General features: G+C 46.1%; 20 protein-coding genes and 1 tRNA gene. 10 read left to right on the forward strand and 11 right to left on the reverse strand.

The annotated features are described in order from the left end of the window. Nucleotides 1–95: 95 nt before the first annotated feature. The 7 genes from JGK22_RS01620 to JGK22_RS01650 form a co-directional block, all read right to left on the reverse strand. Nucleotides 96–794 (reverse strand): hypothetical protein, encoded by a 699-nt coding sequence (locus JGK22_RS01620; protein WP_293197844.1) that lies wholly within the window; start codon nt 792–794, stop codon nt 96–98. 160 nt (nt 795–954) lie between these two features. After that, nucleotides 955–1,203: a DUF4926 domain-containing protein gene (locus JGK22_RS01625; protein ID WP_293197847.1), complete on the reverse strand. Its 249-nt coding sequence runs from the start codon at nt 1,201–1,203 to the stop codon at nt 955–957. Between the two features lie 18 nt (nt 1,204–1,221). Beyond that, on the reverse strand, nt 1,222–1,554 hold the full coding sequence (locus JGK22_RS01630; protein WP_293197849.1) for a DUF6883 domain-containing protein: 333 nt from the start codon (nt 1,552–1,554) through the stop codon (nt 1,222–1,224). Nucleotides 1,555–1,659: 105 nt separating this feature from the next. Next, nucleotides 1,660–2,163 carry an NAD(P)H-quinone oxidoreductase subunit J gene (locus tag JGK22_RS01635; RefSeq protein ID WP_293175773.1) on the reverse strand — a complete coding sequence of 168 codons (504 nt, stop codon included), beginning with the start codon at nt 2,161–2,163 and terminating at the stop codon, nt 1,660–1,662. Then, nucleotides 2,156–2,881, reverse strand: coding sequence for a photosynthetic/respiratory NAD(P)H-quinone oxidoreductase subunit K (gene ndhK / locus JGK22_RS01640; protein ID WP_265233759.1), 726 nt, complete (start codon nt 2,879–2,881; stop codon nt 2,156–2,158). Before ndhK ends, JGK22_RS01635 begins: the two co-directional genes overlap by 8 nt. Next, nucleotides 2,872–3,234: a photosynthetic/respiratory NAD(P)H-quinone oxidoreductase subunit C gene (ndhC, locus tag JGK22_RS01645; RefSeq protein WP_006635500.1), complete on the reverse strand. Its 363-nt coding sequence runs from the start codon at nt 3,232–3,234 to the stop codon at nt 2,872–2,874. The genes ndhK and ndhC overlap by 10 nt, the downstream gene beginning before the upstream one ends. Nucleotides 3,235–3,511: 277 nt before the next feature. Further along, nucleotides 3,512–3,661: a hypothetical protein gene (locus tag JGK22_RS01650; protein ID WP_293175776.1), complete on the reverse strand. Its 150-nt coding sequence runs from the start codon at nt 3,659–3,661 to the stop codon at nt 3,512–3,514. A 522-nt stretch (nt 3,662–4,183) separates the two neighbouring features. Between JGK22_RS01650 and JGK22_RS01655 the strand changes: the two genes are divergently transcribed. The 7 genes from JGK22_RS01655 (at nt 4,184) to JGK22_RS01685 (ending at nt 9,195) form a co-directional block, all read left to right on the forward strand. Continuing rightward, a complete protein-coding gene (locus JGK22_RS01655) occupies nt 4,184–4,519 on the forward strand; it encodes a rubredoxin (protein ID WP_293175778.1) in 336 nt (111 codons plus the stop codon). Further along, nucleotides 4,506–5,519 (forward strand): photosynthesis system II assembly factor Ycf48, encoded by a 1,014-nt coding sequence (locus JGK22_RS01660; protein WP_293175780.1) that lies wholly within the window; start codon nt 4,506–4,508, stop codon nt 5,517–5,519. The genes JGK22_RS01655 and JGK22_RS01660 overlap by 14 nt, the downstream gene beginning before the upstream one ends. A 56-nt stretch (nt 5,520–5,575) precedes the next feature. After that, the gene (gene psbE / locus JGK22_RS01665; RefSeq protein WP_293144446.1) at nt 5,576–5,824 is read left to right on the forward strand and encodes a cytochrome b559 subunit alpha; all 249 of its coding nucleotides are present in this window, start codon (nt 5,576–5,578) and stop codon (nt 5,822–5,824) included. Between the two features lie 20 nt (nt 5,825–5,844). Next, complete coding sequence (psbF, locus tag JGK22_RS01670) at nt 5,845–5,982, forward strand: cytochrome b559 subunit beta (protein ID WP_006635504.1); 138 nt, start codon at nt 5,845–5,847, stop codon at nt 5,980–5,982. 9 nt (nt 5,983–5,991) lie between these two features. Further along, nucleotides 5,992–6,114 carry a photosystem II reaction center protein L gene (locus JGK22_RS01675; RefSeq protein ID WP_293175782.1) on the forward strand — a complete coding sequence of 41 codons (123 nt, stop codon included), beginning with the start codon at nt 5,992–5,994 and terminating at the stop codon, nt 6,112–6,114. Between the two features lie 69 nt (nt 6,115–6,183). Next, the gene (locus JGK22_RS01680) at nt 6,184–6,306 is read left to right on the forward strand and encodes a photosystem II reaction center protein J (protein ID WP_293175784.1); all 123 of its coding nucleotides are present in this window, start codon (nt 6,184–6,186) and stop codon (nt 6,304–6,306) included. A gap of 636 nt (nt 6,307–6,942) precedes the next feature. Continuing rightward, the gene (locus JGK22_RS01685) at nt 6,943–9,195 is read left to right on the forward strand and encodes a transglycosylase domain-containing protein (RefSeq protein ID WP_293175786.1); all 2,253 of its coding nucleotides are present in this window, start codon (nt 6,943–6,945) and stop codon (nt 9,193–9,195) included. A 104-nt stretch (nt 9,196–9,299) separates the two neighbouring features. On the opposite strand, the gene cobA is transcribed toward JGK22_RS01685, so the two are convergent. The 4 genes from cobA to JGK22_RS01705 form a co-directional block, all read right to left on the reverse strand. Then, entirely contained in the window at nt 9,300–10,145 is an 846-nt protein-coding gene (gene cobA / locus JGK22_RS01690; protein WP_293175788.1) for a uroporphyrinogen-III C-methyltransferase, read from the reverse strand. Beyond that, a complete protein-coding gene (locus JGK22_RS01695) occupies nt 10,142–10,876 on the reverse strand; it encodes a sirohydrochlorin chelatase (protein WP_293211129.1) in 735 nt (244 codons plus the stop codon). Before JGK22_RS01695 ends, cobA begins: the two co-directional genes overlap by 4 nt. 143 nt (nt 10,877–11,019) lie before the next feature. Then, nucleotides 11,020–11,703 carry a manganese catalase family protein gene (locus JGK22_RS01700; protein ID WP_293175790.1) on the reverse strand — a complete coding sequence of 228 codons (684 nt, stop codon included), beginning with the start codon at nt 11,701–11,703 and terminating at the stop codon, nt 11,020–11,022. 347 nt (nt 11,704–12,050) lie between these two features. Further along, nucleotides 12,051–13,562 (reverse strand): serine/threonine-protein kinase, encoded by a 1,512-nt coding sequence (locus JGK22_RS01705; RefSeq protein WP_293175792.1) that lies wholly within the window; start codon nt 13,560–13,562, stop codon nt 12,051–12,053. Between the two features lie 624 nt (nt 13,563–14,186). On the opposite strand from JGK22_RS01705, the gene JGK22_RS01710 reads away from it, so the two are divergent. The 3 genes from JGK22_RS01710 (at nt 14,187) to JGK22_RS01720 (ending at nt 19,730) form a co-directional block, all read left to right on the forward strand. Continuing rightward, nucleotides 14,187–14,259 (forward strand) — tRNA-His (locus JGK22_RS01710). Nucleotides 14,260–14,488: 229 nt separating this feature from the next. Continuing rightward, on the forward strand, nt 14,489–18,817 hold the full coding sequence (locus JGK22_RS01715) for an AAA domain-containing protein (RefSeq protein WP_293312208.1): 4,329 nt from the start codon (nt 14,489–14,491) through the stop codon (nt 18,815–18,817). Further along, entirely contained in the window at nt 18,795–19,730 is a 936-nt protein-coding gene (locus JGK22_RS01720; RefSeq protein ID WP_293175796.1) for a hypothetical protein, read from the forward strand. The genes JGK22_RS01715 and JGK22_RS01720 overlap by 23 nt, the downstream gene beginning before the upstream one ends. Nucleotides 19,731–19,919: the final 189 nt, after the last annotated feature.

Genomic DNA, 19,919 nt, shown 5'->3' on the forward strand with positions numbered 1-19,919 from the left:
TTCCTGTTGTCCAGCGCGCTCAATGACTCTTCCATACTGAAGTCGCCACTGCAACGCATTAGAAATAGTCAAAAATCCTTGCAATGGTGGATTTCTCAGTATTTCGTCGTCTCATCTACCTTAAGATAATCAAACAAGTCTTCTCTAACATTAGGAAAAAGCTCGGAAGTTAGTAGGGTGAAAAGAACTTTTCTTGCTAAATTGTATTCCTTTTGCTGGATTTTTAGATAATCAGTGTCGGTGTCATCTTTCACAATGTGAACATGAACACGATTTCTAATCTGACGGAGATATGGAAGGTTCTTAAAGAATTCGTCATTTCCCAATGCAACAAGCTTTTTTGACTCGACGCGCTGGCACATTTTATCAAAACTCATTTCTTGGTAAATTTCTGGCTTAACCTTTTCAAAGATTTCCATATTAATTTTTTTCTTCTTCCCATCAGAATCTTCAAACTCCTGCCCTGATAACTTGCGATAGGATTTCCATGAAGTAGTTGCAGCTTTACCGCGTGCGCGAAGTAGGTAAAAAAATAGAGCCTCAATAATTGAACACGCTACTATGATGAACGTTTTCGCGTTTTGATTCCAAAGAACGGAAGTAAGATTTAAGTCTTCGCCACAGCGATGTATAAATTCGAGGTGTTGAAGCGAGTAAGCAATATTCTTTTGCAGCCCTCTACACTCTTTCTCTTCATAGTGTGGTATTGGAACCATGAATTGTTTAAGATAATTTTCCAAATCCGATACTGACTTTGGAAGCCATTTATTTCCCTGTTTCTTCAGTGTAAGCATTGTTTTCGTTAAGCATTTTTCATTTGAGCTACTATCCCTATTCTAGATGTCTTATTGACAACTTTCCGATGCAGGCGATCTCTGCTACTGCTCGTGCACTGCGCTGACATGGCCTACGACAATTTGCCAGACTGCGGGTCCATGGGTGTTGTTGTACCACTTATGCTGTAACCATTTCGGGTTTGATATTAGGTGATGCTGGCTCGAAGTACAAAACCATGATTTGCTCTGGATTCAGTCCGACAGATTCATAAGTGCGTCCGTTGCGATCGCAAAATTCAACCTCAAACGCTGCACCATCAGCCAACAGTTCAACCACTGTCCCAACTTGTCCGCGCCAGAGATTGTATTCAGGAATATCAACGGTCAAGGCAACAACATCTAGTAATTTAATTGTATTATTTACCACTTTTATTACCTCCCGGCACTACAAAGGATAGCAGGTTGTTAATCTCGGAATTTCCGAATCATGCTCAATAATCCAGCCACTCCGAAGGGTTGCACTTCTATTTTGCCATTCAATCGTGAAATCTAGGGTGTACCGTTGCCCGAACCCATCCCGCCTCCCTAACTGAGCTTCATGACTTTGAATTACTTCAAGCAAAATTTGGCGCAATTCCTCCGCATTGTCAGGCATCATCCCCAGAATTGACGAAAACAGCCGCGCTTTGTGTTTACCATCATCGTGTTCTGGATTTAGGCAGTAGTCACGAAGTTTACGAATATCAACAACTGCATTTCCTGCATTTGGAATGAGCATAGAAAATAGGAACCAGTTAATGAAAAAAACAGAGGGCGAGTTTTGCATAAAACTTGACTGCAAAAGTCAAATTTTATACTCTAAACCCGCCCTCGCAAAACTCGCTTAATAAGCGTCTTGCAATTCGTAAAAATCAGGCGAAATATAATCTTTCCGCAGCGGCCAGCCCACCCAATCTTCGTTCATCAAAATCCGTTTCAGATTCGGATGTCCTTCGTAGACGATGCCGTACATATCGTAGGATTCCCGCTCTTGGAAATCTGCTGCTTTCCAAATCCAGTAAACTGATGGAACTCTCGGATCTTCGCGGGGAATAAATACTTTGACGCGGACTTCTTCGGGGTGCGAAGCGTTGTCCGTCAATTTAGCCAAGTGGTAGACGCTGACTAAATCTTGTCCAGGGCCTTGGTCGTAGGCGCACTGGTACTGCATATAATTGAACCCGTAGGCGTACAGTGCTGTTGACATCGGAATTAGGAATTCTCGATCGACCTTTAAGATCTCCACACCCAAATTATCAGCAGCTAAAGCCTCGTGATCGAAGCCATTCTGAGTCAACCACTGAGAAACCTTCCCAGCTTCAACAATCGCAGATTCTGTCTCAGCCACGTTGTACCTCCTGTTTTTGTCCTGCAAGCAGGGCGGGCGGTACGGGCATTCCCATTGCTTCCGTCAACTCCTTCGGTGGGGCTATCCGCCCGGGAATTGACAAATATTTGCCATCCAAAATGTCGTCTACTACTTTCATTTTGTGGGGTCTGGTGTAGTAGCGGTGAGTCGGTAACAAGTTAGCCCTTTCTTGCATTGAGTCGTTGGCGATTTTTTTCCGCAGTTTGATAATTGCGTCAATAATCGCTTCGGGACGCGGGGGACAGCCGGGGATGTACACATCTACGGGGATAAGTTTGTCAACGCCTCTGACTGCTGTGGGGGAGTCTACGCTGAACATTCCACCGGTGATCGTGCACGCGCCCATGGCGATCACGTACTTGGGTTCGGGCATTTGTTCGTACAGCCGCACCAAGATGGGGGCGTACTTCATGGTAATTGTACCTGCGGTGATTAACAGGTCAGCTTGTCTGGGGCTCGATCGCGGTACTAAGCCGAATCTGTCGAAGTCAAAGCGCGAACCAATCAAAGCTGCAAATTCGATGAAGCAGCAAGCCGTGCCGTAAAGCAACGGCCACAGGCTGGAAAGTCTCGCCCAGTTATAGATGTCATCAACCGTGGTTAGGATGACGTTCTCTGATAATTCGGATGTGACTTGCGGCCGCTCTGCCGGATTGACAATTAGGGATTTTTGTGATGTATCAGAACTTAAGACCATTCTAAGGCTCCTTTGCGCCATGCATATACAAGAGCAATAACGAGGATCGTGATGAAAAACAAGGCTTCGATGAAAGCCAAGAGTCCTAGCTGGTTGAAAGCAACCGCCCAAGGGTAGAGGAATACGGTCTCTACGTCGAAGATGACGAAGACCAGGGCGAACATATAATATCGGATGTTGAACTGAATCCAGGCTCCGCCGATCGGCTCAACGCCAGATTCGTAGGTAGTGCGTCGGTCGTAGGGACGACTTTTGGGCCGCAGTACCTTAGACGCCGTGAGGGCGAGGATAGGCACTAGGCTCGAAATTAACAGGAAGCCTAAAAAATACTCGTAGCCGCTAAGTGCAAACACGGTGAATAATTACTGCCTCTGTGAAAGGGTTATTTGACATACTCCCCAACCTAAAGGCATGGGGATTGTGGATTTAAACAGCAAAAGCAAGCACGGCTTGTCTGATATTGCCTAGCACGATAGTTGATGCCCCAACTTATTTGAGATTTTTTGGATTTATACAGTTGAGACCGGATTTTTACATCTCGCGAATCAACAATACATAAATACATAACTTATCATAAAAGCCGTCTGATCGGGACACGGGGCTTTAGGCCCAATTTTTCGGTAACAGAAATTACTGGTCGATCGAGATTAATTGTCCATCTTCTGCAATAATTTTTAATGTATATTTTAATAAAACCGCAATCTCAGGATTGGGTAAACGATATTCTAACTGCCTGTGGAAGACGGGCGGCTGCCTGTGGACGCTGAGTAAGACCATCATCGACGCTTTGTGTCGAACACCCTTGTGGTGTCCCTAACGTGGTATCGGCGGTTGAGACGGGAAACCTCGAAGACGAATAAGACCGTCCTAATCTGAGTGTTGGTTGGCAGCCCCAACTATAACGAAGCTTAGTTGAGGTACTTCACCAACAAAATGGGTCTGAAGCCCCGTCCTTCTAGGACGGCTTCGCGTTAGAAGATCTAGAAAGGCAAGTAAGAACAACCATCTACGTGTTGAAACAATATCAAAAGGTGTAACTCCTGATTTAGCTCGCCTCGACTCGATCGTAGCGAGAGTTAAACAAGCAATAGTGAATTGTTGAGCGTACCTAACTGGCGGGCGTGATGGACTCTGAAAGTATAAAAAGATCAAAGTAAGCGCAATTGCAATACTTCTGGTGTTAGTAGTTGTTTTGAGCGTGTAGAGGCGATTTGTCAGCGCCTTTAAGACTCAAATTGTGGTCTTAAGAATCTCCGTGGCTAAAGCCCGGAGAGTGTCAACTGACCTACTCTTTTTGGAACTATGAGCGATCGAGCCACTGAGACTAAGACCCTCGATCGGCACGAGTGCCGCGCCTGCGGCTACGTCTACGATCCGAAAAAAGGGAATCCTAAAAATGACATTGCCCCTGGCACAGCTTTTGAAGATTTGCCCGCTACTTGGGTTTGTCCCGTTTGCGCGGGCCGCAAGTCGGTCTTTCAAAATCTGGGTCAGATGGAAGGAGTATCGGGATTTAAAGCAAATCAGCGCTACGGTGTCGGCGTCAACGGCATGACCGAAGGTCAAAAAAGTTTGCTGATTTTTGGCGGCTTGGTCGTTGGTTTCTTGTTGTTACTTAGTATGTATGGTTTGCAGTAAAACGATTGTGAGATTTTGGCAACGAATTGTAATGTTATTGGCGGCTGCACTCATCTGTACGAGTTGCAGCACGATCGGTTCTGTGAGTTACAACCCTTGGCAAGTGATTTCCTTGCCAACAGAAGCTAATTTACAGGATATTGCCTTTACGGGAAATGCCCAGCACGGCTGGGTTGTTGGTTCTGAGGCGACTCTGTTTGAAACGATCGACGGCGGGACTAACTGGAAGCCAGTAGCACTGGATATAGACGAGCCGAGATCGCGTTTTGCGTCGGTGAGTTTTTCCGGTTCCGAAGGCTGGATTGTCGGTCAGCCTTCGGTTTTGCTCCACACAGAAGATGAGGGCAAGTCTTGGACGCGGATTGCTTTAAGCTCTCAGTTACCAGGTTCTCCGAGTACGATCGCCGCTATTGGCCCAAATACGGCTGATATGACGACGGATGTCGGGGCGATTTACCGGACTTCTGACGGTGGCAAAAATTGGAAAGCGATCGTGCAAGATTCTTTTGGGGTAGTTCGCAATATCAACCGCTCGGAAGACGGGCAGTATGTTGCGGTATCCTCGAAAGGTAATTTCTACTCCGTGTGGAGACCAGGACAACAAGCTTGGGAACCCCACAACCGCAATAGTTCTCGCCGCTTGCAAAACATGGGCTTTACCAAGGACGGGCGTTTGTGGATGCTCGCCCGCGGCGGTCAGATTCAGTTTAGCGATCCGTCCAATCCTGAAGGTTGGGGAAAACCGTTTTTTCCCGATCGCAAAGCGAGTTGGGGTTTGCTAGACATGGCTTACCGGACTGATAATGAAGTTTGGGTAGCCGGCGGCGGCGGCAATTTGCTGTGCAGTTTGGATGGCGGGAAAACTTGGCAAAAAGACCGCGAAGTTGAGGACGTTCCTGCTAATTTTTACAGGATTGTCTTTATGGGCCCCGATCGCGGATTCGTGATTGGTGCGAGCGGTACTCTACTTAAATATCAAGGTTCAGCGCAAGCTGCTTGATAGTAGAATAGTAATAGAGATTGTCTGTCGATTTGTTGTTGAAAGGAGGATTCTAAATGGCCGGTACAACTGGAGAACGTCCGTTTGGGGACATTATTACAAGCATCCGTTATTGGGTAATTCACAGCCTCACCATTCCAGCTTTGTTTATTGCTGGATGGCTGTTTGTGCAAACTGGTTTGGCTTACGATGCTTTCGGAACTCCTCGCCCTAACCAGTATTTCACAGAGCAGCGCGAAGAAGTTCCGATTATCTCGGATCGCTTTGAAGCTAAGAAACAAGTAGATCAGTTCATTGGCAAGTAATTTTACAAGGATTTGGAAAAATGACGAGCAGAACGCCAAACAATGAGCCAATTTCGTATCCGATTTTTACGGTACGCTGGTTGGCCGTTCATACTTTAGGTGTCCCAACGATTTTCTTTTTGGGCGCGATCGCAGCAATGCAATTTATTCAACGATAGGAGTTTATAATGCCTGAACGCGCCCCTAATCCCAACGAGCAGCCAGTCGAGTTAAACCGGACTTCTCTTTATTTGGGTTTATTGCTGATTTTTGTGTTGGGGATTTTGTTCTCCAGTTATTTCTTTAACTAACTGGTGGTTCAGTTCAATCTCTGTGATTCAATCCAATTTGTTTAGCTGTGAATTAGTGAGGTGATCGCTATGTTTAGTGAAAGTGGCAGAATTCCTTTGTGGCTGGTAGCTACTGTCGCAGGTCTCGGTGCTCTGAGCATTTTGAGCCTTTTCTTCTACGGTGCTTATGCCGGTTTGGGTTCTTCGATGTAAGGACAATATTGCGTATTTTACGCCTAAAACCTCCCTTGAAAAAGGGGGGTTTTAATTAATTCAGTCTTAGACGCAACCGTCACACTAAATAAAGGTACGTAGTTGCGCTCTTTGCGCTCTTATCGCAATCCTCGCAGGATTTTCATGAGTACCTGTAGGGACTTAGGTCAAGCCGTGTCCCTGATTGATTTAGGCGAAATCACATTTATGTTCGCCGCCCGTGATAATGATTTAGGATGGCTATATATATTAAGATCGGAGCGCAAAGAGCGCAACTACGTACCTAAGAATTAGCCTCGATCGAGGTCGATCAAACAATCCGAACAATTGTTTTGTAGCAAAAGTTTTGATAAATGATATAAATCGAGGATAAATGTTAGATAAACAGTTCATTGTTTAGGAAAATTATAATATTTTGCTGGGAATCGCTAGTAGGACTAAAGTCCGAACGATCGAACCTTTTTAATTTTAGGTAATTGACAGGACACGGTATAAATCTAAAATCTAAAATCTAAAATCTAAAATCTAACATCGACGGTCGATCGCCCAAAGTATGGGACAGATCCTGAAAATAGCCAAAAGTTGCGAGTAGAATGATTCAAGAGCCGATCGCTCGATCGTAGTCCATAGCGAAATATGACCCCACCGCAGCCGCCCCGCAAACCTCAAACCGTCTTGGGTGCGATTACCCAAGCAGTCCAGACAATTGCCAAGGTTAATTTTAACCAGCTAGCCCTGAAACCAAATGCCAAAGTACCCGAACTGTGGGTACAGGATGCAGGTGCGGCTAAAGCTGAGGTTTATCCGCTATTGGGCGATCGATATCTGTTAGGTCGATCGTCCAAAGCTTCAGATATTGTAGTTCGCAATCCCGTTGTCAGTCACGTACACCTATCCCTGTCGCGGGATACTCGACGGCGAACACCTTTTGTAATTAAAGACGAAGACTCTACCAACGGCATTTACAGAGGGAAAAGACGAATTAAAAGTATGTCCCTCCGTCACGGAGACGTGTTCACATTAGGGCCGCCGGAACTCGCCGCCGCCGTCAGAGTTCAGTACGTAGATCCGCCACCTTGGTATTTAGAATTTTTGCGTTACAGCTTTTACGGTGTTAGCGGAATCACCACTCTGATAGCTATTTTGGTTGGTGTTGAATCGACCAAGTTTCAAGTGCGGCCTCTACCGAGAAGTATCAACGGCCCTGTGATTGTTTACGCCCGCGACGGACAAACTCCGCTGCGTCCCCCTCAGAATAACGCTCACTTAGAATTGAAGCAATTGCAGGATTTTTCGCCTTATTTATCCAAGGCGGTACTTGCTTCGGAAGACAGCCGCTACAATTGGCATTTGGGCGTAGATCCGATCGGCGTTTTGCGGGCGCTGTTGACCAATGTGCGCGGGGGAGGAATTCGCGAAGGCGGTAGCACTCTGACGCAGCAGTTAGCGCGGAGTTTGTTTCGAGATTATGTAGGTACTCAAGATTCGGGCGGACGCAAATTCCGGGAAGCAGTAGTTGCTTTGAAACTAGAGAGTTATTACAGCAAAGATGAGCTGTTGCTGACTTATTTAAATCGCGTGTTTTTGGGAATTGACCTCTACGGTTTTGAGGATGCGTCTCGATTTTATTTTGCCAAGTCGGCGAAGGATTTGACTTTATCGGAGGCGGCGACTTTGGCGGGGATTTTGCCTGGGCCAAACAGTTTTAATCCGATTCAAAATTATCAGTTGGCGGTGCAGTATCGCGATCGAGTAATCGAACGGATGCGAGCAATGGGGACGGTTTCTCAGGAAGAAGCCGATCGCGCGAGGCGATCGCGAATTGACATCAATCCCAAAGCCCGCCAATACCTGCAAAGTACGATCGCGCCTTATTTCTACAATTATGTATTTGACGAATTGGAGTTTTTGTTGGGGGAGCAGTTAGCCAGAGAAGGCAATTTTATTGTAGAAACAGGCTTAAATCCAGGTCTGCAAAAAGTAGCTGAATCTTCCCTCAAAAATGCCGTAGAAAATGCCGGAGCGAATGCAGGTTTTTCTCAAGGAGCTGTAGTAACTCTCAATTCTACAACCGGGGAAGTCTTAGCATTAGTTGGGGGTGTAGATTACTTGCAAAGTCAGTTTAATCGGGCTACCCAAGCATTGAGACAGCCCGGTTCTACATTTAAGATTTTCACCTATGCCGCCGCCCTAGAACGCGGAATCCCACCCAGTAAGACTTATTCTTGCGAGCCGCTTTCTTGGGGAGGACAAAGTTACAATGGCTGCGCCAGAACCAGCGGTAGCACTGATATGTATCGGGGTTTAGCACAGTCGGAAAATCCCATTGCTTTGAGAGTCGCGCAAGATGTCGGTTTAGACAATGTAGTGGGCATGGCCAGACGTTTGGGGATTACATCTCCCCTGCGTTCTTCCCCCGGTTTAGTGTTAGGTGAAAGTGAAGTTAACGTATTGCAATTAACGGGTGCGTTCGGGGTTTTGGCGAACCGGGGTTTGGGGAATCGCCCCCACGTAATCAAGCGAATTATTGACAGCAGCGACTGCAAAGATCGAAATGATTTTAAAAGTTGTCGGGTGATTTATGACTATCAAAAAGATGGCGTTGCCAATCGACAGTTAGTTTCTGAAGGCGTCGCGGATACGATGACTGATATGCTGCAAGGAGTTGTTCGGGGAGGTACGGGTAGCAGTGCTGCTTTGGGCTTGGGAGAAGCTGGAAAAACAGGCACGACTAATGATAATAAAGATTTGTGGTTTGTCGGTTATATTCCCAGCCAGCAACTGGTGACAGGAGTTTGGTTGGGAAATGATGATAATTCTCCGACTGGCGGAGGTAGTGCAAATGCGGCTCAGTTGTGGGGGGAATATATGCGGCAGGTGGCGCGTTGAACATAGGTTTGTAGAAAAGACACGGCGGTTAAAACCGCGTCTACACAGACAAAACCCGCCTCCGCGGGTTGAAGACAAAGATTGTTAAATTTAATTTGTTTTGTTCAGTCTGCGGAGGCAGAAATCGTTTGTGTAGGTGCGGTTTCAACCACCGTCTGATGTGGCCGACAGCCAGACAATATAGAGTGCAAATTAACGACATTTCCGATTACGGCGATCGCAGGTGCGGAAAATCCAGTCGCCTCAACTTGCTCTACAATTGTACTCAAAGTGCCAATCAATTCCTCTTGTTCCGGCCGCGTTCCCCAGCGCACTAAGGCTACGGGCGTTTCTGCGCTCAATTCGGCTGCTGTTAACTGGCCGATGATATAAGGCAAATTGTGGATTCCCATGTATACTACAATAGTTTCGGAGCCGCGGGCGATCGCCTGCCAATTAACCTCCGGCCGATATTTTCCGGCTGATTCGTGGCCGGTGACAAAAGTGACTGACGAACTGTACGATCGATGTGTCAGAGGAATTCCCGCATAAGCCGGGGCCGCAATTCCCGAAGTGACACCGGGTACAACTTCTACCGAGACTCCAGCTTTTACCAAATCTTCCATTTCTTCGCCGCCGCGCCCAAAAATAAACGGATCGCCGCCTTTGAGACGAACTACGATCGCATTATCTTGAGCTTTGTCTATCATTAACTGAGTAGTTTCGTCCTGCATTAACGAGTGACGGCCTTTGCGTTTCCCGGCATCAATTCGTTCTGCTTGGGGGTTGATGACTGCCAAAATTTGAGGGCTGACTAAAGCATCGTAAATCACCACATCCGCGCACTCTAACAGCGCTTTTCCCTTCAAAGTCATCAAACCCGGATCTCCGGGGCCTGCACCTACTAAATACACTTTACCTAAAGACATTTTTCTTGCTTCCTTGACCTCTTCTGTGTCTTTGCGATTCATTTTTGAATTAAATCCCGAATTAAGTCTGCTAATTCTACACTGGCGCCTAGAGGATTTGCGAGATGAAGTTCTGCCGTGGGAAATTGCTGCTGTAGCTGCTCGACATTTTTGGCGATCGCATCTGTAATTCCTCCATTAAATAAGAAGTATGGCACAATTCCTATTTGCTGCTGTCCATCACGAACTAAACTGTCAATTCGTTCTTCCAAACTCGGCTTTACTGACCAATAAGCAGTCTCTGCGCCGAGTTGGCTGGCGATTTCTTCAAATGTCGAGTTACCTCCGGGGCGGCGGCTGCCGTGAGATAGTACAATCCATTTTGGGGATAGCAAATTGGGGACAAAAGCTAGCTCTTGCATCTGAGTTTTGAGCAAGTTTGTTAAGCCTGCTACTTGGGAACCTAAATGCGGGCGCACTTCTATGTTTAACCGGGAACCAAAAGTTTTCTGGGCAATTTCCACCTCTGCGGGTATGTCGTCGGCGACGTGAACTCCGGGTAATAAAAATACGGGCAGGATTTGCAAATGAGTCAGTCCGAGGGAGAGGGTACGTTCGCCAAAACTGCAAATTTGTTCGTGGAGTGGCGCGGGGCCGAGTTCTAGGGTGGCGGTGGCGACTGCGGGGAAGGAGTGGGCCAAATTATCAGACAGCAGTTGAGCCAGGTTTTCCAAAGCTACTTGCGGTCTGGGGTCGCGGCTGCCGTGAGAAACTAATAGGTAAGTCGATCGCAATTTCAATAGGGATTTGATGTTAATGGTCGATCGGGATGTTGAATAATTCTAACATCAGGGAGCCGCAACTCCTAAAAAAAACCGAACGCCGAAATCCCCGACTTCTTTAAGAAGTCGGGGATAACAGTTGCCGAATATTCTGATTAACCTTGAGGAGTAGGCTCGGCGACGTACTTGAAAGTAGGTTCAGAGTTCAAAGCAGTTGGTTGGTCTTTGCCATCACTAGACAAATTAAAGAACAAATCTACTGTTGAATCTGGCGCGATATTTCCGAAGAACGGATCGGTAAGTTTGCCCATCGCTTCCAAAGCTTTCATGAACATTTGAGTGTGGGAAATTTCCCGAGTCAGCAAGAAGTGCAGCGTCTTTTTCGTTCCCGCATCCGGCGCTAGTTCAATCAATGCTTCGTAGGTTTGGCGAGCTCCTGCTTCCGCACCGATATTAGCGCGCAAATCGCGGACAACATCGCCGCCTTCGTTGACGTAAGCAGCACTCCAAGCTTGACCTTGGCTATCCAACAAGTGCGGGCCTACACCTCTGACTGCAAACAAAGTGCTTTTGTAAGCTTCTGTTTGGTCAACGTTTTTGGTGTGAGCTTCGATCAGTTTGCCAACCATTTCTAAGTGGCTGAATTCTTCGATCGCAATATCTTGGAGCATATCCTTAATCTCTGCATTTTCACAGTGAAAGGACTGCACCCAGTATTGCAAAGCTGCTGTCAGTTCTCCGGTTGCTCCGCCAAACTGTTCTAGCAGCAGTTGGGCAAAACGGGGGTTGGCTTCGTCTACTGTTACCGCAGACATTAGTGGCTTTTTGTGAAAAAACATCGATCGATACCTCTCTTTAGTTCGGTTGCAGACTTGTATCTGTGTTTATGCTTCAGAATATATTGTGCGACAAGCGATCGCACTGAACCTCGCTCGTTGGATACATCTAGCGGGAGCCATTGCTCTGCTTTCAGGTAGAGTTAAGTTATTGGGCATCGGGAATTGGGCATCGGGAATTGGGCAAACAGGGCAGTGGCCAAACAGGTCATTGGGCATTAGTCATTAGTCATTAGTGCTGTCCCTGCTCGCGAACGCTATTAGTCATTAGTTATTGGTTATTAATTATTGCGAAATATTCAAAAATAACAAATAACAAATAACAAATAACAAATAACAAATATCAATAGTCAATTGTTGTTGCATTCGGTTAGCTTTGCTGACAAGGCATCGAGGTGTCGCAGCCACTGAATGCCACCAACCCAACTGCGAGAGGGGAGGTGTCCGATTGGTGCTTTTTGAGTAAATTTAAGTTGTCCCGAAGCAGTAGCAGAATTGTAGGTTTGCCAGTTTACCCGATCGCAAAATCTGACATAATCTCCCTTGACGCTTTCATAGATTTCCTTTTGGACGCTGAAGCCAAACCGACCTTGACTGTAGTGCAGCCACAGGCGATCGACTATTTGCAAATCTTCGCATGGTAACTTGTAAATTTGGCTGATTTCTAGCTGAATTCCCGGTGTCAGCGATAGAGATTGACACATCACGGCCCAAGTTTCGCGATCGGCTTCTTTCCACTTTTTAGTTGACAAACAATCCCGCAGTTTGGTATAATCAACTCCCGCTGCTGAAATCATGGTAGAATCGAGATTTGAAATCCTTGATAAGGACAAAGTTTCTGCGGAATTGGCGGTAGTTTTGGTCGGTGAAATCGGAGGCTCAGAAGTTGGCAGGGCTTTGAAATAAGGCGAGTTGTCGGTATTAATGAGAGTTTGGGCGATCGGCTTTTTCGGCACAACCAAATTTTGCTGGCGTTTATCTAAAACTGCATTGATATCTTCCAAAACTTCCGCCGCAAAACTGTAGCGCTGACAAAGATGAGTTTGTAGCAATTTATCTAAAATCTCACCTAACTCGGCGCTAATACTCGTGCCTTTGGGGAGAAACTCGCGCCACCACCAGCGCTCGGTTTTACAGTCGTACATATCCAACGGCGGAACTTGCGTCATCAGGCGAATGCAAGTAACACCTAAACTGTAAAGGTCGCTAGCAGGAAATACTTTACCGCGCATTTGTTCGGGAGCTATATAATCTTGACTCCCGATCAGCGTTGCTGAACGGAGTATAGCTGAATCAGTCAGCAGTTTGGCAATGCCGAAATCGATCAATACGAGTTTGTTGTCCGACTGGCGGCGGATAATATTTTCAGGTTTGATGTCGCGGTGAATGACGCGGTTGTCGTGGATGAATTGCAGCACGGGTAATAAGTCTTGCAGCAGTTGCCAAATTTGATTTTCATCGCAGACACTTTGGTCTAATTCTTCTTTGAGAGTCGGCCCGTCTATAAACTCTTGAACTAAATAAATATGACCTTCTTGTTCAAATGCAGCTAATAAAGTGGGAATTTGCGCGTGTTTTCCCAGTTCGTCTAAACGGACTGCTTCTTGGTGGAATAATTCAAGGGCTTTGTTGAAAATTACTGGATCGCGATCGCGAAAATAAAATTGCTTGAGGGCACAGCGCGGTTGCGAGGGGATGTCTTCATCAATGGCGAGGAAAGTTTTGCCAAATCCACCTCTTCCTAAGAGTTTAATCGGGCGATACCGCTGTCTCAACAATAGGTTAAAGCCGCAGTTCAAGCAAAGTTTTTCTGTGAGTGAATTTTCGGGATTTTGACATTCTGGGTTAATACAGTAGCTCATAGGGATTTGAGATTTTATATTTGAGATTTTGGATTGTGAAGAAGTTTTTTAAATGCACCGCTTTCATAGTCTCCTTGCTTCGCGGGGCGAAGGAAGAGAGATAAGAGAAGAAAATTAGTTGACAATAGACGCACACATGGATATAAGGCTATTCTATTCCGCTGGGCCCGATCGCGATGTTATACAATGTGCACGGCGCCCCAAGCTGACACAGATCCGGGCGCGCGACAGCTTGCTGCGCGGGCGTTTCATTTACATTCCGAGACGCAACTGGCACATTAACCAAAGGTATGCGGTTGCGCTGTCTTCACTCTTGGCGCCACAATCTACCTCAAAAAATCTTTAACTATTGTCACACTTGCGTCGAGGACTTATCTCATCTCCAGTAATGAAAGTTCGCAAAAGCGGACTTCAGTCCGCATAATGCGGACTGAAGTCCGCACTACGAACCAATTTTATTGTGCGATCGCCCAAATCGAAAATTGTGCTAAACTCAGGCGGTGCGCGGAATTTCAGGCACAATTGATGCCGATCGGTTTAGGGAGGCTGAAAAATATTTTGAAATTTTTTTGCTTTACCCCTAGACTTGTGCTGAGATGTTATGTTATAGTTGAAAACGTTATGGCGAGTGTAGCCAAGTGGTTAAGGCAGTGGTTTGTGGTACCACCATTCGTGGGTTCAATTCCCATCATTCGCCCTTTTGATTTTATTGTGCAGAATTAACAAAGGTACGTTGTTGGGCTTCAGCCCTCTTTAGGCGTATATATAAAGAGGGCTCGCATCCCAACAACGTACCTAATTCTCTGATGACTGTAAAACCACCTTGGGTTTCGCCTGTATAGACGCGGTTTCTAACCGCCCAGTCTTCCAATATGCTAATCTTAAATCCAATCTCAAATCTAAAATCCAAAATCTAAAATCAAAATATGCCATCTTTAGTAGCAGAAGATTGGGGATATAAATTTAGTGGCGATCGCACAATTAGTAAATTTATTGGTCAAGTTGAAGGAGAAGCGGCTTTAGCGAAATATTGCGATTGGGAATGCAGAGATCGGGCGGAAGTTGTGATGTCGGAAATAGCCGGTAAATCCCCCAGTCTTTTCTACGTGCGGCGCCAAAAGGTAAATGAGAGATTTTCTGAAGAGGAAATCTGGGAGTTGATTCTTGCTACGGATCGAGATGATTTTAAATTACCGGAATTGTTGCAAAAAGCCGTGAAGCGAAGCTATCCCGAAGGGAATCGCACTTTACGCTTGTTAGCAACTGTACGGATAGAAGACGGAATCGGCGGCTTAAAACTGCTGGATGCTGGTTTGGTGGCGCTTCCTAGAGGTAGAAAAGATGGCTATGCTTTGCCGGTACAGTTGCGACTTTTGCCGAAAAGTAGATCGCCAATTCCTGCAAAGTCGATCGCCCGCGTCCAACAAATGCCATTTTGGGACGAGAGACACATACCAACAACCGAACAATTAAAAGTTTGGCACACTTTCTTAAATGTCGAAAAACGCATCGCCGAAGCGCGTCAATTTTGTGTACCTTTCCGCGCGCATAACTATGGTTCCGGCTTCAAAATCGTTACTTTTGAAATCGATCGCAATTCGGCAACTCTTGACGGCTACGAGGAGAATCCCTTACAAGTCGGCGACTTTCGCGAAAGGCTGAAACAAGCCAGAAATGAAGACATTATTTTGTTTGATTCGCCGCCGGGAAGCAGAAGCAGCCGCGATGGCGAGACTTTGGGTAGCATTGCGGAAATTGAATTTGAACGTGGTATGTTACGGATTAAGTTGGATGTTGATTTGGGCGATCGCATGGCGGGCGGTAGATATCAACTTCCCAAACAAGGATTTTTGTATTTCGAGGCGGCGGGCGATATCAGTCAGATCGATCGCAAAAAGAAAGCTTTAAAGATGCTGGCGGATGGCCGCGCTCAAAATCCCTATTTAAGCGAGTTTTTATTTGACTCTTCCGAGGCGAGAATTCCCGACAAGCTGGTAAAATTGGATCGGGAAAATTTATTAAATCGCAATGCTAACGACGATCAACTCGCTGCCGTAGAAATGGTGCTTTCGGCGCGGGATTTAATTTTGATTCAAGGGCCGCCAGGAACCGGGAAAACGACGGTGATTGCGGAAATTTGCTATCAAATTGCGCGTCAAGGCGGGAAAACTTTGATTGCTTCCCAAGCTAATTTAGCCGTTGATAATGCTTTGAGTCGGTTGGTTCACAATCCGGCGATTCGGGCTTTGCGAAAGGGAAAAGCCCATAAGGTACAGGAGGAAGGCCAGCCGTTTTTAGAGGAAAATGCGATCGGCACTTGGCTGCAAAATACGGCGACTGATTGCGAACAAAAACTGTCGCAGCGTCAGATTAATGTCACATCTTTACAGCGGTTGCTGGCAGATTTCGACAGATTTAATGCCTACTCGGCCGCCGAGAGAGCTTTTTTTAAGGAACAAAAATACCTGCACGACGGGAAGGCGGAGGTTGAGGAAAAGTTGACCGCGCAATCAGCAGCGTATCAATTAAGTTTAACTGCTAAAAGCGAGATTGCATCTTTGGTTGATGGGCTGGCAAATTTACTAGCTGCGCCGGAGATTAACTGGGAATCTTCAGAAGTTTCCGAGTTTATGCCGAAACTAAAACCTTATTCTGAAGGTAATGTTTTAGTGGAAAACTTTATGGCAAATGTGCGGATTTGCGTCAACCATACTATTCAAATAGGATTGGATCGCCCTAGTTGCGGTGCATTTGGGATTGCGGTTTGGCTGCGGGAAACTGTAGCACCGCAATTATCCGAATTTGAGACGGCGGGCGATCGCGCCCAGGAAGTTTGTCACGCGATGTCAGGAGTTGCGGAGTCGCTGCGGGCGTCGCGGCAGTTGTCGGATGCGGTGAATCAACTCGAGTTGGGCGACAAGCAAAATCAGACACACCGCCACAATCTCGAACAGAAAATCAGTAATTTGGAACTGCGAAAAGCGGAAATTGCCGCCGTGGTTGTCGCCGTTGCAGAGTGGATTGAGACGGCGGATACGCGACTTTATACTGTTGTGAAAGCTTGCTGGGAAACGGGCGCAATGCTGACGGATGATATGGTAGAATTGCCCGCAGGACTTTTGAAAATTGCCCGATCGCTCAAATTGCCGATCGTCCCGCCGAAGTGTAAAGTCAGTTTGCCCGATTTGGAAAGACTGCAAAAGGCGATCGCCCATGAAGCCAGCGCGGGTTTTAAGGACATTCAAGGGCAGCAGTTCCGGTTTAGCGAGTTTTTGCACCTAAATTTGACTCAAATGCCGATCGTGCTCGCTGCGGGCGATCGAGCGCAATGGCAACAACTAGCCAAAGACTTCGCCAGCTATTCCCAAGTCAGTCAAAGCCAGCGCAAATTCATCCTCGAAAAAGCTGACACTTTCTTAGCTAACATCCAACAATTTTACAGTCAATCATTGCAGCCAAATCAAATTCAAGAAACCTTCGATCGGCTAGTCAAAGAATTGCTGCATACTATTCTCGGAAACGCCCGCCAGTGCATAGTTCCTCTGAAAACCGAAACCGAACAACAACTAATTAAGCAGCAACAGTTATTAGATAAAATCGGTCAAACCGTCAGCCAGCAGCAAATATCCGCCGCCCAAGTTCAAGTAGAAGCCGCGCAGCAAGAAGCGAACTTAAAAATTAGCGAAGTTACGAATCAATTGCAAGCAATTGTAGAACAGTCAAAGGTTCCAGACAAGTTGCGGATTCTCGCCCAACAATATCTCGCGCAAAAGTCGAATATTTGGGAACAACCGCAGCAGTTTTTCAAGCAAGTTGAAACTTGGAAAACCAGTGTGATTCAGCTTAAAAAATCCCTGGCTGACTTAGATCCATTCGGGATTTTGGAAGTTGTCAAAACTACTCTTGACGAGCAATTATCCCCACTGCAAATTGCCGCTACAACTGCACAGGAGGAACTCGCGACACTTCAAACAGAATTGAACGAAATTACGACTCAACTGCAACAACAGCAGCCCACAGCAGAATTAATCGTAGAGAGAAGTTGGTGGGAATCAGCATGGCAAAATATCCCGACTAAATACCAAATAGAAGTTCCCAGTACCGGATTATTCAGCGTAGATTTTTTAAGCAAAATCAAGCGTTTATTCAAGCATTGGCAGCGGGAATTAGAACGAGAAGAAACTGCCCTCAATCGTTCTCAAAACTTCGTCACAGATTGGATTGAAAAACTCCGCAATCCGTCAGAAAAAGACCGTCAAGATTTAAAGCAAATTTATATTGACAACGCGAACGTCATCGGCATTACCTGCGTGCAAGCTGCCAGCTTTGATTTTAGCAAAAACTTTCCCAGCTTTGATGCAGTCATCATTGACGAAGTTAGTAAATGCACTCCGCCAGAGTTATTAATCCCCGCCTTGAAGGGCAGAAAATTAGTATTAGTGGGCGATCACAGGCAATTGCCGCCGATGTTTAATCAAAGTACGATCGATGATATTGCCGAAGACATCGGTTGTACCGGAGACGAACTTAGCTTTATCAAAGAATCGCTGTTCAAAATATTGTTTGAAAAAGCTGACGACGGTATTAAAAAAATGCTGACAACTCAGTACCGAATGCACCCGCAAATCATGGGCGCAATCAATCAGTTTTATCAGCAAAAGCTCAACTGCGGGATTTTGGAAGCAGACACGAGGCGCGCGCACCATCTCGCAGGTGACACCATCAAAGAAAACAATCACATCCTGTGGGTGAAAACGCCGGTGGGACAAGGGTTTGAGGAGGGGAAACAGGGTACTTCGCGGTTGAATGTCAGGGAGATTGACGCGATCGAGCTTTTGTGCGAACAGATGGAAACCGCTTGGCGGCCTAAAATGGTAGAGGGTGAACCGCCGAAGGAAATCGGGATTATCACTTTTTACGGTGCTCAATTGAATGCAATTAAAGATAGAATCGCCGCCGAAAGATTCCCATCTTTGAGTATCCGCACAGGTACGGTTGACATCTTTCAAGGAATGGAAAGACCTGTGATTATTGTCAGCACTGTGTGCAATAATATTAGAGGCGATATTGGATTTGCTAAGGAACCGGAACGGGTGAATGTGGCTTTTTCTCGCGCTCAAGAATTGTTAATAGTTGTCGGCTGTCACGATTTATTTACGCAACAAACAGGTACTGTCGGAAAAATGTATCAGGAAGTTTCAAAAACGGTGCGTCACTGCGGAGGTTTTGTAGATGTTGCTAGCATCCTCAGCTAAACAAATTGATGCGAATTTAAGTTCGCTAGCGGCACAAATTGAGCAACAAAACCCTGATTTGTCGGTGTTGGTGGCGCGTGAATTCCGCTTTGCAATTCGCCAAACTCCGCTGGAGGTGACGATTAGCGAACCTCGCGAGTTTAATGTATTGGAAGAGTTCATTTTGCGGGCGGGTGTGGAGTTCGATCCTGCGCCAACTTTGCAGGAGTTGGCGGATTTGTTGGGGTTGGATCGGGTTTTTGTGAAGACTGCGGCGACGAATTTGGTTAATTTGGAGATTTTGGAGGTGGCGGAAAATGGTAAAATTGCGATCGCGAATCCCGCCCTTACGGGGGCTACGCCAACGAAGACGATCGCACCTCTAGGCGAAGATTTTTTTGATAAAGGTGCAGTTAGTCGATCGCAAATCCAATCAATTTACGCCATTTCCGATCCATTAAACCAAACTCTCACCTTCAAATTCGACGCTGTAGCAGCAGAATCAATCAACTTACCAGATTTAGCAGACTTCGTATCCCTCGAACATAAAATTACCGACCTTGCGGATTTAAGCATAACAGAAATCCAGCCGCTGATCCAAGCTTCCGGCTTAGGGATTCACGTCCCCGAAAACGGCAAAATCGTCTCTCAGTGCGATGTCATCGGTGATGATTTAGATATTTGGCAAATTGTATCAGTTTTTGTGTTGCAGGATGCGATCGAAAATAAAACTACCATCCAACTCCGACAGGGAAAGCACATATTAGAAACAGCCTCAAACTTGCTAAACGAACTCGAATCCCAACAAAAATTTTCCTTAAACGACTTGTGTAAATTAACCGAAGAAGATGTTATTTTGGAAGAACCAGAAATAATTGCTACTCCAAAAACTCGGAAATCGGCAGCTAAGAAGAAAGGCAAGGAAACGATATGATCGGGACTAAAAAAGACTTTATATCAATTCCGGCTGCGCCGGAATGACAAGCGAGGAGACGGCAGTGCCGTGTCCCTACGCCAGATTAATTGTAGGGAAACGGCACTGCCGTCTCCTGATTTTGGGTAATATTAATTCCGATGTAACCCGAATTGATATTAGTCCTGATTAACCAACAAATGAGGTAAT

The sequence above is a fragment of the Microcoleus sp. PH2017_08_TRC_O_A genome (assembly GCF_020738665.1).
In the GTDB taxonomy this organism is placed as follows: Bacteria; Cyanobacteriota; Cyanobacteriia; order Cyanobacteriales; family Microcoleaceae; genus Microcoleus.

Bases quoted from the DNA above. Each gene is read 5' to 3' on its own strand.
- JGK22_RS01630 (WP_293197849.1), bottom strand. From the start codon at position 1,554: ATGCTCATTCCAAATGCAGGAAATGCAGTTGTTGATATTCGTAAACTT.
- psbE (WP_293144446.1), top strand. From the start codon at position 5,576: ATGGCCGGTACAACTGGAGAACGTCCGTTTGGGGACATTATTACAAGC.
- cobA (WP_293175788.1), bottom strand. From the start codon at position 10,145: ATGAATCGCAAAGACACAGAAGAGGTCAAGGAAGCAAGAAAAATGTCT.
- JGK22_RS01660 (WP_293175780.1), top strand. From the start codon at position 4,506: ATGGTTTGCAGTAAAACGATTGTGAGATTTTGGCAACGAATTGTAATG.
- JGK22_RS01705 (WP_293175792.1), bottom strand. From the start codon at position 13,562: ATGAGCTACTGTATTAACCCAGAATGTCAAAATCCCGAAAATTCACTC.
- JGK22_RS01675 (WP_293175782.1), top strand. From the start codon at position 5,992: ATGCCTGAACGCGCCCCTAATCCCAACGAGCAGCCAGTCGAGTTAAAC.
- JGK22_RS01680 (WP_293175784.1), top strand. From the start codon at position 6,184: ATGTTTAGTGAAAGTGGCAGAATTCCTTTGTGGCTGGTAGCTACTGTC.
- JGK22_RS01715 (WP_293312208.1), top strand. From the start codon at position 14,489: ATGCCATCTTTAGTAGCAGAAGATTGGGGATATAAATTTAGTGGCGAT.
- ndhK (WP_265233759.1), bottom strand. From the start codon at position 2,881: ATGGTCTTAAGTTCTGATACATCACAAAAATCCCTAATTGTCAATCCG.
- psbF (WP_006635504.1), top strand. From the start codon at position 5,845: ATGACGAGCAGAACGCCAAACAATGAGCCAATTTCGTATCCGATTTTT.
- JGK22_RS01720 (WP_293175796.1), top strand. From the start codon at position 18,795: ATGTTGCTAGCATCCTCAGCTAAACAAATTGATGCGAATTTAAGTTCG.
- JGK22_RS01655 (WP_293175778.1), top strand. From the start codon at position 4,184: ATGAGCGATCGAGCCACTGAGACTAAGACCCTCGATCGGCACGAGTGC.
- JGK22_RS01650 (WP_293175776.1), bottom strand. From the start codon at position 3,661: ATGATGGTCTTACTCAGCGTCCACAGGCAGCCGCCCGTCTTCCACAGG.
- JGK22_RS01685 (WP_293175786.1), top strand. From the start codon at position 6,943: ATGACCCCACCGCAGCCGCCCCGCAAACCTCAAACCGTCTTGGGTGCG.
- JGK22_RS01620 (WP_293197844.1), bottom strand. From the start codon at position 794: ATGCTTACACTGAAGAAACAGGGAAATAAATGGCTTCCAAAGTCAGTA.
- JGK22_RS01700 (WP_293175790.1), bottom strand. From the start codon at position 11,703: ATGTTTTTTCACAAAAAGCCACTAATGTCTGCGGTAACAGTAGACGAA.